At 70.8% G+C, this 15,598-nt stretch carries 11 protein-coding genes; 7 read left to right on the top strand and 4 right to left on the bottom strand.

From position 1 onward, the window contains the following. Positions 1 to 31 precede the first annotated feature (31 nt). Both ACFYY2_RS22215 and ACFYY2_RS22210 read right to left on the bottom strand, forming a co-directional pair. Positions 32 to 1,102 (bottom strand): ankyrin repeat domain-containing protein, encoded by a 1,071-nt coding sequence (locus tag ACFYY2_RS22215; protein WP_388745441.1) that lies wholly within the window; start codon positions 1,100 to 1,102, stop codon positions 32 to 34. A 38-nt stretch (positions 1,103 to 1,140) separates the two neighbouring features. Further along, the gene (locus ACFYY2_RS22210; protein ID WP_388745439.1) at positions 1,141 to 2,043 is read right to left on the bottom strand and encodes a hypothetical protein; all 903 of its coding nucleotides are present in this window, start codon (positions 2,041 to 2,043) and stop codon (positions 1,141 to 1,143) included. Between the two features lie 248 nt (positions 2,044 to 2,291). Here ACFYY2_RS22210 and ACFYY2_RS22205 point away from each other — a divergent pair, with 248 nt between their 5' ends. Then, the gene (locus tag ACFYY2_RS22205) at positions 2,292 to 3,068 is read left to right on the top strand and encodes a S1 family peptidase (protein ID WP_388745437.1); all 777 of its coding nucleotides are present in this window, start codon (positions 2,292 to 2,294) and stop codon (positions 3,066 to 3,068) included. Positions 3,069 to 3,074: 6 nt separating this feature from the next. On the opposite strand, the gene ACFYY2_RS22200 is transcribed toward ACFYY2_RS22205, so the two are convergent. Continuing rightward, entirely contained in the window at positions 3,075 to 4,883 is a 1,809-nt protein-coding gene (locus tag ACFYY2_RS22200) for a beta-galactosidase family protein (RefSeq protein ID WP_388745435.1), read from the bottom strand. 153 nt (positions 4,884 to 5,036) lie between these two features. Here ACFYY2_RS22200 and ACFYY2_RS22195 point away from each other — a divergent pair, with 153 nt between their 5' ends. The 5 genes from ACFYY2_RS22195 (at position 5,037) to ACFYY2_RS22175 (ending at position 11,610) form a co-directional block, all read left to right on the top strand. Further along, positions 5,037 to 5,360: a chorismate mutase gene (locus ACFYY2_RS22195; RefSeq protein WP_388745433.1), complete on the top strand. Its 324-nt coding sequence runs from the start codon at positions 5,037 to 5,039 to the stop codon at positions 5,358 to 5,360. Between the two features lie 174 nt (positions 5,361 to 5,534). Beyond that, positions 5,535 to 8,087, top strand: coding sequence for an aminopeptidase N (pepN, locus tag ACFYY2_RS22190; RefSeq protein ID WP_388745431.1), 2,553 nt, complete (start codon positions 5,535 to 5,537; stop codon positions 8,085 to 8,087). 246 nt (positions 8,088 to 8,333) lie between these two features. Continuing rightward, positions 8,334 to 9,734 (top strand): pyridoxal phosphate-dependent decarboxylase family protein, encoded by a 1,401-nt coding sequence (locus ACFYY2_RS22185; RefSeq protein ID WP_388745429.1) that lies wholly within the window; start codon positions 8,334 to 8,336, stop codon positions 9,732 to 9,734. Further along, positions 9,731 to 11,161: a lysine N(6)-hydroxylase/L-ornithine N(5)-oxygenase family protein gene (locus ACFYY2_RS22180; protein ID WP_388745427.1), complete on the top strand. Its 1,431-nt coding sequence runs from the start codon at positions 9,731 to 9,733 to the stop codon at positions 11,159 to 11,161. Before ACFYY2_RS22185 ends, ACFYY2_RS22180 begins: the two co-directional genes overlap by 4 nt. 110 nt (positions 11,162 to 11,271) lie before the next feature. Beyond that, positions 11,272 to 11,610 carry a hypothetical protein gene (locus ACFYY2_RS22175; RefSeq protein WP_388745425.1) on the top strand — a complete coding sequence of 113 codons (339 nt, stop codon included), beginning with the start codon at positions 11,272 to 11,274 and terminating at the stop codon, positions 11,608 to 11,610. Positions 11,611 to 11,860: 250 nt separating this feature from the next. On the opposite strand, the gene ACFYY2_RS22170 is transcribed toward ACFYY2_RS22175, so the two are convergent. Beyond that, on the bottom strand, positions 11,861 to 13,672 hold the full coding sequence (locus ACFYY2_RS22170; protein ID WP_388745584.1) for a bifunctional metallophosphatase/5'-nucleotidase: 1,812 nt from the start codon (positions 13,670 to 13,672) through the stop codon (positions 11,861 to 11,863). Between the two features lie 257 nt (positions 13,673 to 13,929). On the opposite strand from ACFYY2_RS22170, the gene pyk reads away from it, so the two are divergent. Then, positions 13,930 to 15,363 carry a pyruvate kinase gene (gene pyk, locus ACFYY2_RS22165; RefSeq protein WP_329036363.1) on the top strand — a complete coding sequence of 478 codons (1,434 nt, stop codon included), beginning with the start codon at positions 13,930 to 13,932 and terminating at the stop codon, positions 15,361 to 15,363. The last annotated feature ends 235 nt before the right edge of the window (positions 15,364 to 15,598 follow it).

Below are 15,598 nucleotides of genomic sequence, written 5' to 3'. Positions count from 1 at the left end.
GCACCCGCCGGTCACCGCGTTCCGCGGGCCCTCACTCCCCGGGCGTCTGCACGTATCCGGCGAGCGCGCGCGCCGCAGCCTCCGCGGGCAGCGGGGCGCCGTTGCGCGCCACCTCCCGCAGCAGCGGGACCGCCCGGCCGGCGAACGGCTTCCCGCTGGTGCCGAACCCGAGCCGTGCCAGGACGTCCACGCCGAACGCCTGCCGCAGCGGATCGTCGTCCGCCGTCCACGCGGCCGCCGCCCGGTACGTCTCCTCGTCGCCCCGCAGCCACAACGCGCCGACGGCCACCAGCCAGTTGTCCAGGCCGGGGTCCCGGTCCCGCAGCGCCCGCAGCGCGAGTTCCTCGAACGGCCGCCGGAGCCCCAGCCCCTCCTCCAGGAGCGTCGCGACGGCCCCGTGGCCCGTCTGCCGCTCCTGGCCCGCGAACGGCTCGCCGTCCCGCCGCAGTTCGACGGAGACCGTCACCCCGCCGTCCACCGGTGTGCGGCTCACCACCGTCTCGTGGCCCTCGTCGCCGTACAGGGCGCGCAGTCCCTCGCGCATTTCGTGCTCCACGTCCAGCGCCAGCGCGCGCCCGGCCTCGTCCAGGGCGGGGGAGAGTGCGCCGGCGCCGTGCCCGAGCAGGGTGCGGACGGTGCGGGAGGACCCCCGGCGGGCCGCGACCACCAGCGGCGGCTCACCGTGCGGGCCCGGCAGGTCGGGATCGGCTCCGTGCGCGAGGAGGACGCCGGCCACCTCCGCCAGGCCCCTCTCGCACGCCCAGTGCAGTGCGGTGAACCCGAACTCCTCGCGCAGGTCGGGGTCCGCCCCGGCGGCCAGCAGCGATTCCGCCACCTCCGTGTGGCCGCCGCACACCGCCCCGCACAGCGGCAGGTCCCCGTCCTCCGGCCCGCTCGCCCGGTTCGGATCGGCTCCGGCGGCCAGCAGCATCCGCACCGTGCCGGGCAGGTCCTGCACGCACGCCAGGTACAGCGCCGTCGTCCCCTCCTCGTCGCGCGACTCGGCGGACGCGCCCGCCCGCAGCGCCCGCACGACGGCGTCGTCACCGTCGTACAGCGCGTCGAAGAGGCAGGTGGCAGCCTCGGCCGGACCGTTCGTCATACCCCGACCCTACGGCCGGCAGGACGGGGGCCGCCGGGTCAGGTGTCGCACTCCAGCACCGTGCGGCACAGCCCGCACCTGGCCCGTGTCCTGCCCCGGACCGGGACGCGGACGCGCTGGTGGCAGGTGGGGCAGGGGAACGACACCCGCAGACCGTCCGTCCCCGACTCGAAGGCGTACGGCACGGACGGGTCCCGGACGGTGCCCGGAGCGGCCTCGGCGTCACGGCGGTCCTTGGCGTAACGGCGCCTGCCCGCCCACCCGGCGGCCGTCAGCGGCGGCCGCCGCAGGTCCCGCAGCGCCTCGGCCCGCCCCTCGGTGTACGCCGTGTACGCCTGCGGGCTGGTGAACCAGACGGAGGGGTCCTCGCCGAAGGCCTGGGCCCGTTTGGCGAGGACGTACCCGAACTCCTCGGGCGTCAGATAGCCGAGCTTCTGGCTGGACACCGCGTCCTGGCGGAAGGCGTCCAGCAGGAGCCAGCCCGCACCGAGATACGCCGTCACCGTGTCGGTGAGGATCTCGTTGTCGCGGGTGCCGGGCAGTTCCAGGCCGAGCCGGTGCAGCAGCACGTGGGTGATCTCGTGTGCCAGAGCCGCCCCGATGTCCCTGCGGTGCGTGCGGAAACGATCGTTGAGCTCGATGAAGTACTCGGGCCCCGCAGTGAGTTCGACACTCGCCGCGTGCTCCATCCGCCGGAAGCCGACGACGACGCGGGCCTGCGGCAGACGCAGGTGGGCGACGAGCGCGGCGGCCACCCGCTGGGCGCCCAGGTGCAGGTCGTCCACGTCGGAGAAGGCGGCGTCCGCCGGGGGGAGGCTCGTGGCGTAGGCGTGCACACCCTCGGGGGAGACGCGCCGGTAGAGCGCGGTGATGGCGGACCGGACCGCGTCCAGATGCGGGAACCCGTGGACGACCTCGCCGCCGTTCCTGCCGTCACTCACGTCCGGCCCTCCCTCGACGACACCCGACGGACCTTCACTGTAGGCCGGTCCGCGGGGGAGGGCCGCCCGCGGACGGTGAGGGATCTTGGCCGGAAACCCTGCCTTGTGGCGGCGGTGACGGCTTCCCGATAATCGGGGCGTTCTTGTCGGGAGCATGCCGAGAATGACGTGGCCGTGCCCCTGACCAGGACACGCACGCCTGCAGCAGCACCCCCCGCCCGGCCCCCCACACGAAAGCAGGCCGTCTCGTGAAGCAGCTTCTGCGCACCCTCAAGAGATGCTCCGTCATAGCCGCGGTGGCCCTCGCCGCCCTCAGTCTCCAGCCCTCGGCCTCCACCGCCGCCCCCGCCCCCGTCGTCGGCGGAACCCGCGCCGCCCAAGGTGAGTTCCCCTTCATGGTGCGGCTCTCCATGGGCTGTGGCGGCGCCCTCTACAGGCAGGACGTCGTCCTCACCGCCGCCCACTGCGTCAGCGGATCCGGCAACAACACCTCCATCACCGCCACCGGAGGCGTCGTCGACCTCCAGTCCTCCGCCGCCGTCAAGGTCCGCTCCACCAAGGTCCTCCGGGCGCCCGGCTACAACGGGACCGGCAAGGACTGGGCGCTCATCAAACTCGCCCAGCCCATCAACCAGCCCACCCTGAAGATCGCCACCACGACCGCCTACGACACCGGCACCTTCACCGTCGCCGGCTGGGGCGCCGCCACCGAGGGCGGCGGCCAGCAGCGCTACCTCCTCAAGGCGACCGTCCCCTACGTCTCCGACGCCACCTGCCAGCAGGCCTACGGCAGCGACCTCGTACCCAGCGAGGAGATCTGCGCCGGATACGTCAGCACCGGCGGCGTCGACACCTGTCAGGGCGACTCCGGCGGCCCCATGTTCCGCAAGGACAACGCCGGAGCATGGACGCAGGTCGGCATCGTCAGCTGGGGCGAAGGCTGCGCCCGGCCCGGCTACCCCGGCGTGTACACCCAGGTGTCCACCTTCGCCTCGGCCATCGCGTCCGCGGCCGCCACCCTCTGACACCGCTCACCCCGAAGCAACGCCCCCGGGGGCGCCCGGCCCGACGGGCGCCCCCGGACCCAGCTCCACGAACAGGTCCCCGGCCCCCTCCAGCTCCAGCACCCACACCTCGTTCGCACCCTCACGCAGCACCGGCCCCGGCACGTACAGCGGACGCACCGGCCCCACCGACCAGTACCGGCCCAGACAGAACCCGTTGACCCAGACGAACCCGCGGGTCCAGCCCGGCAGTTCCAGCCCCGCGTGATCCGTCCCCGCCGCGTCCTTCATGTCGAACGACCCGCGGAACAACCCCGTCGGCCCCGCCTCCCCGGGGGCCCCGAACGGCACCCGGCCCACCGCCCCGGGCTCGTCGAACGCGTCCAGCCGCAACGCCCGCGCCCGCACCCCGTGGAGATACTGCCGCTCGTGCAGCACCCCACCCGTGACACCCTTCGGCTCACCCAGCCGCGGCCCGTAGTTGACCCGCCCCAGCGACTCCACCCACAGCTCCACCTCGGCCGGACCCGCGACCGGACCCGCGAGCGTGTGCTCCTCCTCCGTGAGCACCCCCGCCCGCACCCCGTCCACATACACCACAGCCCGGTCCCGCAGCCCCACCACACCCAGCGGATAAGGCTGCCGCGGCCCCGGCACCGCCACCCGGTACCGCACCAGACCGCGATCGACCCCCAGCTCCTCGAACGTCGGCGCCACCCCCGACTCCGCCGTCTCCGGATCGCCCAGCACCTCCAGCACCCCCGCCAGCGGCGCACCCCCCGTCAGCGCCACCCGCACCGGCTCCCGCAACCCCACCGGCTCCGGCGGCACCAACGGCAGCGGACCGTCCGCGTACTCCTCCAGCACCTTCCGCATGCGCCAGAACTTCTCCGTCGCCCGCCCGTACTCGTCGACCGGCGCGTCGTAGTCGTACGACGTCACCGTCGCCGACAGCGCCCCGTCATGGAATTCACCCGCCCGGTTCGCCCCCGCCCACCCCGCGAAGTTCGTCCCCCCGTGCGCCATGTACACATTCACCGAGGCCCCGCACTCCAGGATCTCCCGCAGCGCCTCCGCCGTCTCCGCCGCGTCCCGCACCACCGGTTCCGCGCCCCAGTGCACGAACCAGCCGCACCAGAACTCCATGCACATCAACGGCCCGGCAGGCCGATGACGGCGTACCACCGCGAACGCCTCCCGCGCCCCCGAACCGAAGTTCGCCGTCGCGAGCACACCCGGCACCGAACCCCCCGTCAGCATGTGATCCTCCGGCCCGTCCGACGTGAACAACGGCACCGTCACCCCGGAACGCCGCAGAAGACCCGCCAGCCACTCCAGATGAACCCCGTCCGAGCCATAACTCCCGTACTCGTTCTCCACCTGCACCATGACCACGGGACCGCCCCGCCCCGCCTGCCGCCGCACCACCTGGGGCAGCAGCTCCCCGAACCAGCGCTCCACCTCGGCCCCGTACTCCGCGTCCCTCGTCCGCACGCGCCGGCCGAACCTGCCCGTCACCCACGCGGGCAGCCCGCCGTTCTCCCACTCGGCGCAGATGTACGGCCCCGGCCGCACGATCGCCAGCAGCCCCGCCCGCTGCACCGCGTCCAGAAACCGCCCCAGCGCCCCCACGTCGCGCAGCACCCCCGGCCGCGGCTCGTGCAGATTCCACGGCACGTACGTCTCCACACAGTTCAGGCCCATCGCCCGCAGCATCGACAACCGGTGCTCCCACTGGGCCTCATGCACCCGGAAGTAGTGCAACGCCCCCGACAGCAACCGCACCGGCTTCCCGTCGAGAAGGAAGTCGTCGCCCACCACAGCGAAGTCAGTCATCGCGCGCATGCACCCCTGTGTCCGAGATCCGTACCGGCCCACAGCATCGCCGCCCACCGGCCCCCGGTCCATCCCCGCATCCCGGGCCCCCGCCCCCCGGCCACCGACACCACCCCGGCCACCCACACACCGTTACGTCTAAGCTCGTCGACCATGACCACGAGCAACACGGACGCGCACGTCACCGCCGAACTGAACCGGCTGCGCGAAAGCATCGACAACATCGACGCCGCAGTCGTCCACATGCTCGCCGAGCGCTTCAAGGCAACCCAGCAGGTGGGCCACCTCAAAGCCCAGCACCACCTGCCGCCCGCCGACCCCGCCCGCGAAGCCCGCCAGATCGCCCGGCTCAGGCAGCTCGCCGAAAGCGCCCGGCTCGACCCCGCCTTCGCCGAGAAGCTGCTGAACTTCATCGTGGCCGAGGTCATCCGCCACCACGAGCGCATCGCCGAGGAATCCGCCGGCACGGAGGACTGACCCCGAAACCGGCGTCCGCGGGCGCTGTGGACCCCCGGGACTCGCGCCCGCCGCCCCGCGAGCCACCCGGGCCCCCGCCCCCGAGGACCCCGCGGCCCCGGCCCCGCCGCCCGTCCGTCAGCCCTGCGAGAACCCCACTGCACAGCCCGGCAGCCGTACGGCAGCATGGGCGCCATGTCCGTACTGACGCGCAACGAAGCGCAGACCCGCGCCCAGCTCCTCGACGTAGACCGGTACGCCGTCGGCCTCGACCTCACCACGGGCGAGGAGACCTTCGGCTCCCGGACCGTCATCCGGTTCACCGCCCACACCGCCGGGGACACCTTCTTCGAGATCAAGCCGGAGACACTGCGCTCACTCAGCCTCGACGGACAGCCACTGGACCCCGAGCGCCTCGACGGCAACCGCTACCCCCTGGACCGCCTCACCCCGGGCCCCCACGAACTCACCGTCGACGCCACCATGCGCTACTCCCGCACCGGCGAAGGCATGCACCGCTTCACCGACCCCGCCGACGGCGAGACCTACGTCTACACCCAGCTCTTCCTCGACGACGTCCAGCGCGTCTTCGCCGCGTTCGACCAGCCCGACCTCAAATCCGTCTTCGATATCACCGTCACCGCACCCCCCGCCTGGACCGTCCTCGGCAACGGCACCGCCACCCAGGGCGCCGAAGGCCACTGGACCATCGCACCCACCCCACCCATCTCCACCTACCTCGTCGCCGTCGCCGCCGGCCCCTGGCACTCGGTCACCACCACCCACGCCGGCCTCCCCTTCGGCATCCACTGCCGCCGCTCCCTCGCCCCCCACCTCGACGCCGACGCCGACGAGATCCTCGGCATCACCCGCGACTGCTACGACCGCTTCCACGAGAAGTTCGACGAGCCCTACCCCTTCGACTCCTACGACCAGGCGTTCGTCCCCGAATTCAACGCCGGCGCCATGGAGAACCCCGGACTCGTCACCTTCCGGGACGAATACATCTACCGCTCCGCCGTCACCGACACCGAGCGCCAGTCCCGCGCCACGACCATCGCCCACGAGATGGCCCACATGTGGTTCGGCGACCTCGTCACCCTCACCTGGTGGGACGACATCTGGCTCAACGAGTCCTTCGCCGAATACATGGGCTACCAGACCCTGACCGAAGCCACCCGCTTCACCGGCACCTGGACCGACTTCGGCGTCGCCCGCAAGGGCTGGGGCTACGACGCGGACCAACGCCCCAGCACCCACCCCGTCGCCCCCGACCCCGAGGCCGTCCCCGACACCGCCTCCGCCCTCCTCAACTTCGACGGCATCTCCTACGCCAAGGGCGCCTCGGCGCTGCGCCAGCTCGTCACATGGCTCGGCGAGAAGGACTTCCTCGCCGGAATCAACGCCCACTTCGCCCGGCACAAGTTCGCCAACGCCACCCTCGCGGACTTCATCGACAACCTCGCCGGCGCCACCGACCGCGACGTCCACACCTGGGCCGCCGCCTGGCTCCGCACCACCGGCGCCGACACACTCACCGCCCACGTCGAGAACACCGGCCACAGCTGGAACCTCACCGTCGACCGCGCCGGCAACCGCCCCCACCGCATCGCCGTCGGCACCTACGACCACAGCCTCGACACCCAGACCGGCACCGAACAGCTCATCCTGCGCGACCGCTTCGAACTCGACGTCCCCCAGCAGGACACCCCCACCACCCAGCCCGGCGCCCGCCCCGACCTCGTCGTCCTCAACGACAACGACCTCACCTACGCCAAGGTCCGCCTCGACCCCGACTCCTGGAACACCGCCCTCACCCACCTCTCCGGCATCCCCGACGCCCTCACCCGCGCCCTGATCTGGAACACCGCCCGCGACATGGTCCGCGACGGCGAACTCCACCCCACCGTCCACCTCACCGCCGCCCGCACGCACCTCCCCTACGAAACCGACCTCGCGCTCGTCCACGGCGTACTCGAATTCGCCTCCACCCACATCGCCGGCCGCTACCTCCCGCCCGAAGACCGCCACACCGCCCTCACCACCCTCACCTCCCTCTGCCGAGACCTCCTGCGCCGCACCGAAGGCCTCACTCCCAAGGACTGGGAACACGGCCGCGACACCACCCGCCCCGGCAGCCCCGACCCCGGCCTCCGCCTCACCGCCGTACGGCACTTCATCGACGCCGCCACCCAGCCCGACACCATCCAGGACTGGCTCGCCGAGGGCACCGTCCCCGGCGGACCCGAACTCGACCCCGAACTCCGCTGGCGCATCCTCACCCGCCTCGCCGTCCTCGGCGCCACCGACGAAACCGCCATCGCGCGCGAACTCGACAGCGACCCCAGCGCCACCGGCCAGGAAGGCGCCGCCCGCTGTCGCGCCGCCCTGCCCACCCCCGAGGCCAAAGCCGCCGCCTGGCACGCCATGTTCAGCGACGACACCCTCTCCAACTACCTCTTCACCGCCACCGCCCAAGGCTTCTGGCAGCCCGAACAGCACGCACTCACCCGTGACTACATCGCCCGCTACTACCCCGACGCCACCGCGCTCGCCACCCGCCGCGGCCCCGCCATCGCCGAAGCCGCCGGACGCCACGCCTTCCCCGCCCACGCCGTCGACACCCACAGCCTCCAGCTCGGCACCGACGCCCTGAACGACCCCGCACTCACCCCCGCGCTCCGCCGCAAACTCACCGACCAGCTCGACGACCTCCGCCGCGCACTCGCCGTACGCAACGCCCACTGACCCACTGACCCACGGCGGCGGCCGCACACGGCACCCCCGGTACAACCGTGCCCGGCCCCTCACCCGAGGGGCCGGGCACAGGCATGCGAACAGCGAACTCCTTTACCAGCACCACACCCCCCGCCTCGCCCACACCGGACAGCAGTACCCCTTTCGGGTTCAGATCGTTGGGCTCTTCGGCCGCCCCCTCCGCACACCGGACAGGCTGACACCACCGCCCCGCGCACCCGAAGGACCACACCACCCATGCCCACCCCACCCCTCGCCGGAGGCACCGCCGGCCCCACTCACCTGCGCCCCCTCCTCGACACCGTCCTCGACGCACTCCACCAAGGCGCCGCCCGCCGCGACGGCCCCCTCCCCGCCGGCGGCCCCGACCACGTCACCCAGCACCTCCACCGCACCACCGGCCCCCTCATCCCCGACCACGGAACCGGCCCCCACCACGCCCTGCGCACCCTCGTCACCGCACTCGCGGAAGGCGCCGCCGACCCCGCACACCCCCACTGCGCCGCCCACCTCCACACCCCACCCCTCGCCCTCGCCGCGGCGGCAGACCTCGCGGCCTCCGCCCTCAACCCCTCCATGGACTCCTGGGACCAGGCACCCGCCGCCTCCGCCCTCGAAACCGCCCTCACCACCGCACTCGCCGGCGAGATCTACCCCCACACCCCCCACCCCGACGCCCTCATCACCACCGGCGGCACCGAAGCCAACCAACTGGCCCTCCTGCTCGCCCGCGAACGCCACGGCCCCGTCCGCGCCATCTGCGGCGCCAACGCCCACCACAGCATCACCCGCGCCGCCTGGCTCCTCGGCCTCCCCGAACCCGTCGTCATCCCCACCCCCACCGGCACCATCGAACCCCTCACGCTCCACAACACCCTCACCCGGCTCCAAGGCCCCCTCCTCGTCACCGCCACCGCCGGCACCACGGACACCGGCCAGATCGACCCCCTCACCGACATCGCCGACGTCACCACCACCCACGGCGCCGAACTCCACATCGACGCCGCCTACGGCGGTCCCCTGCTCTTCAGCCCCACCCACCGCCACACCCTCAAGAGCCTCCACCGTGCCCACAGCGTCACCCTCGACCTGCACAAACTCGGCTGGCAGCCCGCATCGGCCGGCATCCTCGCCGTTCCCCACCACCACGACCTCCACCCCCTGCACCACCACGCGCCCTACCTCAACGCCGACGACGACACCGAAGCCGGCATCCCCGACCTCCTCGGCCGCTCCCTGCGCACCACACGCCGTCCCGACGCCCTGAAGATCGCCGTCACCCTCCAAGCACTCGGCCGCGACGGACTCGCCGACCTCATCGACCGCACCGTCGCCTCCGCCCACCACCTCGCCGACCTCATCCACCGACACCCCGCCCTCGACCTCTACGACCGCCCCACCATCAGCACCGTCCTCTTCCGCCCCACCCATGCCGACGACACCACCGTCGCCACCATCCGCCGCACCCTCCTCGACCAAGGCCACGCCGTACTCGGCCGCGCCCGCACCCACAACGGCCTGTGGTTCAAAGCCACCCTCCTCAACCCCCACACCACCCCCACCGACCTCCAACGCCTCCTCGACCACGTCACCCACGCCCACGCCGGCGCCACCAAGGAAGGCAGCACACCCCGATGACCGACCGGACCACCCCCGCAGGCGACCGGCCCCACGACCTCATCGGCATCGGCCTGGGCCCCTTCAACCTCTCCCTCGCCGCCCTCGCCCACGGCATCCCCACCACCGCGGACCGGCCGCTCACCACCGCCTTCTACGAGCAGCGCCCCGCCTTCCACTGGCACCCCGGTCTCCTCATCGAGGGCGCCACCCTCCAAGTCCCCTTCCTCGCCGACCTCACCACCCTCGCCGACCCCACCAGTCCCTGGACGTTCCTCAACTACCTCCGCACCCGCGACCGCCTCTACCCCTTCTACTTCGCCGAGCAGTTCCACATCCACCGCGCCGAATACGACGCCTACTGCCGATGGGTCAGCGAGCAACTCCCCACCATCCACTTCAACCACCAGGTCGACTCCATCCGCTGGAACACCGACCGGGCCCACTACGAAGTCGACTACACCCACCTCGGCCCCGACGGCGAAACCCGCACGCACGGCCACACCCACACCCGCCACATCGCCCTCGGCGTCGGCACCGCCCCCTTCATCCCCGAACCCCTCCGGCCCCTCGCCGAAGCCCCCGGCGTCCCCGTCATCCACTCCGCCGACTACCTCCACCACCGCGACCAACTCCTCGAAGCCGGGCACATCACCGTCATCGGCTCCGGCCAGTCGGGCGCCGAGATCTTCCTCGACCTCCTCCGCGCCCGTCCCCAGGGCGTCGAGAGAATCCACTGGCTCGCCCGGACCCAGGCCTTCGCGCCCATGGAGTACTCGAAACTCGGCCTCGAACACTTCACCCCCGACTACACCCACTACTTCCACGCACTCCCCGAGCACGTACGCGACAGCCTCGTCCCCCAGCAGTGGCAGCTCCACAAGGGCATCGACACCGACACCATCGCCGCCATCCACCACGAGCTCTACCGGCGCACCCTCCACGGCGGCTGGCCCGACGCCACCCTCACCCCCGGGGTCGGCGTCCGCACCGCGGGCCGCATCTCCGGCAGCGGAAACCGCATCGAGCTCCACCTCGAACACACCCAGCAGGCCACCCGAAGCCGCCTCACCACCGACGCCGTCGTCCTCGCCACCGGCTACCGCGAACGCCCCCTGGACACCCTCCTCACCGGCATCGCCCCCCACATCCGCCGCGACACCCAGGGACGCCCCCGCATCCACACCGATTTCCGCCTCGACCTCGACCCCGCCCTCACCGGCAACATCTACGTACAGAACGCCGAACGCCACACCCACGGAGTCGGCGCCCCCGACCTCGGACTCGCCGCCTGGCGCAGCGCCACCATCCTCAACAACCTCACCGGCACCACCCCCTACCCCCTGCCGCAGCGCACCGCCTTCACCACCTTCGGCCTCACCCCCCGCACCGCCCCCGCGATCCCCGGCCAGAACCCCACCCTGACCCCCCTCGCGCAGGGCCACTGACACGACACGGACGGCCCGACCGGCGAGGCCACGCCCGCACCCCGCCGCACCGGAAAAGCGAAGCCTCACCACAAGCCGTCACGGATGCGCCGCATGATCGTTGAGGAAGCATGATCAACATGAGGAAGCTCGCGACACTGTTCGCGGCCGGCGCCCTGTCCCTGATCGCCGCCGCCCCCGCGAACGCCGCAGTCGACAGCCAGTGCGGGCAGTACATCTGCGTCATGACCGCCCACCACAACAGGTTCGTCCAGGACATCACCGTCCAGACCAGGGACGGAAACTCCGGCACCCTGCGCGCCTACTGGGGAGAGTTCCGCTCCGGACGGGTCGGGGCCGCCAGCCACCGCTGGGCCGTGGGCTACGAGCAAGCCAACGCCAGCCTCGTGTGCGGGGCCCTGGAACGCGACGGCCGCGTCATCGAGGACGGCATCTGCGTCACCATCTGAGGCGCCCCGCCCGCCCCTCCCGCAGCCTGACCACGGAAGGGGCGGGCGGACCACAGCAGCCCCACGTGGCGAGATCCGTCCAAGAAGCGCCCCGGCGCAACTCTGACGCCCGAGGGACACCTCGACTCGGGCGGCGAGCACGGAAAGCCGGAATCCCCGCCCAATCCCGGTGCCCCGAGCGCGGCCCGGAACGCACCGGGCCCCCGCCGGCGAACCGACGGGGACCCGAGGACGAGCGATACGACCGGAACTAGAACACCGGCACACCCTCACGCGTCAGACGCCAGTCCACCGAAGCGAACTCCGCCGGATCCACCGAACCCTTCGCCTTCACCCAACCGATGATCGTGTTCCGGATCTCGTCCGAATTCGCCCACAACTGCTTCGCACCCGGAACATGCGGGAAGTTGCCCCCACCGCTCGCCCGGTAGTTGTTCACCGCGAACACGAACTGCGCCGCCGGATCCACCGGCGCCCCCTCGAACGACAACCCCACGATCCGCGAACCGGCCGGCTTCGCGATGTCGATGTCGTACGACACCCCCGACACCACGTCATAGTTGTAGTCCGGAATGCTCTCCGCGTTCGTCAGCTTCGACGTATCCACCGGCGCCCCCGCAGCCGTCTGCACGTAGTACTTCGCCGAGAACTCCAGATAGTCCTTCAACTGCGCACCCGTCAGAAGCCGCGCCTCCAGCGTGTTCTCGAACGGATACAGCCCCGCGGCGTCCTTGATGGTCACCTCACCCGCGGGAATCGCCGCCGTACGCGAGAAACAGGCAGCCTGCGACAGCACCGGCAACGCCGCGTACTCCCCACCCGCCAGCGCCGCCTTCACCGTCTCCGCCTGCACCAGGTTGATCAGATCGATGACCGGCTCGTCCTTCCACGGCGCGTCCACCGTCGACATCGCCGCCACCGACGTACCGATCACCTGGTTCACATACGCCACGACCTTCTTGTGCTCGTCCCCGAGCATCGACGCGATCCGCGGGTCCTCGGGCACCGTGTTCGAGTTCAGCACCGAAGCGCCCACCTTCTCGACCACCCAGCGGCCCTTCTCCCACACCAGGTCGAAGTCGAACAGCGTCAGCCGCTGGCCCCACTTCAGCGGTTCCGAGAGGACGACCCGCTTCCCCGTCTCCTTGTTCGTCACGAAGTACTCGGGAATCTCCGAATGCGCGTGACCCACCAGAATCGCGTCGATCCCCGGCACCTGCTCCGCCACCAGACCCGCGGCGTTCTCGACGTACGGCAGCTGATCCCCGTACGACGAAGTGCCCGACGAACCCGAGTGCGCAGAAACGATCACCACATCCGCGCCCATCGAACGAAGCCTCGGCACCCACTTCGCCGCCTGCTCCTCAAGACCCGGGAACACCATCTTCCCGCCCACATTCGCCTTGTCCCAGATCGCGATACCCGGATTCGTCAACCCCAGCACCGCCACCCGCACATCGCGCCCGTGCGGCGTACGCACCCGCTTGATCACATACGGGGCGAACGCCGGCCGCAGCGTCTTCGCGTCCAGCGCGTTCGCACCGAGCAGCGGAAAGTCGCACTGCTCCTCGAACTTGCGCAGCACCGGAATGCCGTAGTTGAACTCGTGGTTACCGAGCGCGGCAGCGTCATAACCGATCTTGTTCATCGCCTGAGCCATCGGATGCACCGGACCACGCCGCGCCGTGATCGGATCGACCTTCGCGTAGTAGTACGACAACTGCGTGCCCTGGATCGTGTCGCCCGCGTCGATCAGCAGCGTGTTGCCACGCCCCCGCTCCTCACGGATCCGGTTCACCAACGTCGAGATCTTCGCCAGACCGACGTCGTTGTGCGCCTTGTCGTCGAACTCCTTGTCCGTGAAGTAATCCCAGTTGAAGACGTTCCCATGCAGATCCGTCGTCCCCATCACCGTGAACGAGTACCGCTTCGGCGGACGCCCGTGACCGTGCCCCTTCGGCCCCACGGCCTCCGCGGACCCCGCACCGACCCCACCGGCAAGCGCCACACCGGCGCCGGCCACAGCCGACCGGCCCAGAAACGTCCTACGGTTCAACGGCATCCTTGACTCCTCGTTCGTGCGAACAACGCGCGTAGATTCTGGCCCAGCCGCGACCACCCGCAACACCCCCCACAGGTTTCGATCTGATGACCAGGCCACCCGCCGCCCCGGACCACCACCCCGCGCCACCCCCGCGCACGCTCATCGGAGCGCGCCGCCGCACAATTCAACAGTTGTCAATAACCCTTCACACAAAGGCTGTTGAACAGTCATGCAGAGACAAATACCTACCCATAGGTAAGGTCTAGGCTCGAACCATGCGACGAGCAAAAATCGTTTGTACCCTGGGACCCGCCACCGACTCATACGAGCAGATCAAGGCACTCGTCGAAGCGGGAATGGACATCGCCCGCCTCAACCTCAGCCACGGCACCTACGCCGAACACGAAGAGCGCTACAACCACGTACGCAAAGCCTCCGAAGAAACCGGCCGCAGCGTAGGAATCCTCGCCGACCTTCAAGGCCCGAAGATCCGCCTCGGCCGCTTCGCCGAAGGCCCCGTACTCCTTGAACGCGGCGACACCTTCACCATCACCGTCGAACCCATGGAAGGCGACCGCCACGCCTGCGGCACCACCTACGACGGACTCGCCACCGACGTCACCACCGGCGAACGCATCCTCATCGACGACGGACGCGTCACCCTCGAAGTCACCGACGTCGACGGACCCCGCGTCCACACCACCGTCATCGAAGGCGGCATGGTCTCCGACCACAAGGGACTCAACCTCCCCGGCGTCGCCGTCTCCGTCCCCGCACTCAGCGAAAAGGACATCGACGACCTCCGCTGGGCCCTCCGCACCGGCGCCGACGTCATCGCCCTCTCCTTCGTGCGCACCGGACGCGACATCGACGACGTCCACCGCATCATGGACGAGGAGGAACGCCGCCTCCCCGTCATCGCCAAGGTCGAAAAACCCCAGGCCGTCGACAACATCGACGACATCGTCGCCGCCTTCGACGGCATCATGGTCGCCCGCGGCGACCTCGGCGTCGAAATGCCCCTGGAACAGGTCCCCATCGTCCAGAAGCGCGCCATCAAGCTCGCCAAGCGCAACGCCAAGCCGGTCATCGTCGCCACCCAGATGCTCGACTCGATGATCGACAACTCCCGTCCCACCCGCGCCGAGGCCTCCGACGTCGCCAACGCCGTCATCGACGGCACCGACGCGGTGATGCTCTCCGGCGAGACCAGCGTCGGCAAGTACCCCGTCGAGACGGTCCGCACCATGGCCCGCATCGTCGAGGCCGCCGAAGAGGACATCCTCGCCAAGGGCCTCCCGCCCCTCACCGACCGCAACAAGCCCCGCACCCAGGGCGGCGCCGTCGCCCGCGCCGCAGCAGAGATGGGCGACTTCCTCGGCGCCAAGTTCCTCGTGGCCTTCACCCAGAGCGGCGACACGGTCAAGCGCCTCTCCCGCTACCGCTCCCCGATCCCGCTCCTGGCCTTCACCCCGGACCAGGCCACCCGCGCGCAGCTGAATCTGACGTGGGGCGTCGAGACCTTCCTCGGGCCGCACGTGGACTCGACGGACGCGATGGTGGCGCAGGTCGACGAGGAACTGCTGCGGATCGGGCGCTGCAAGAAGGGCGACATCGTGGTCATCACCGCCGGCTCGCCGCCCGGAGTCGCGGGCTCGACGAATTTGGTACGGGTGCACCACATCGGCGAGGACGACAGCCCGAAGTAACGGTCGTCAGTACTTCGGCCCGACGTGAGCGTCCATGAGAGCCACGGACGCCCGTCGGGCTACGGAGATGTCGTCGTGCTCTCCCCGTGCGGGAGCGGTGCGTCCAATCGATCTGTGACCGCGGGTGTGTGCCGCTGCAAGGTCCGGCGGATATCGCCGGACTCGTCGGCGCAGAAGCCTTGAGAGCATTCGTTGGCCCGGTCATGGGTGCTGGGCGCGAGTTCCATTCCGTTCG

The organism is Streptomyces sp. NPDC001822 (assembly GCF_042892135.1).
GTDB lineage: Bacteria > Actinomycetota > Actinomycetes > Streptomycetales > Streptomycetaceae > Streptomyces.
The sequence above is the reverse complement of the archived record's forward strand: the minus strand, read 5'-3'. Positions and strand labels throughout refer to the sequence as shown.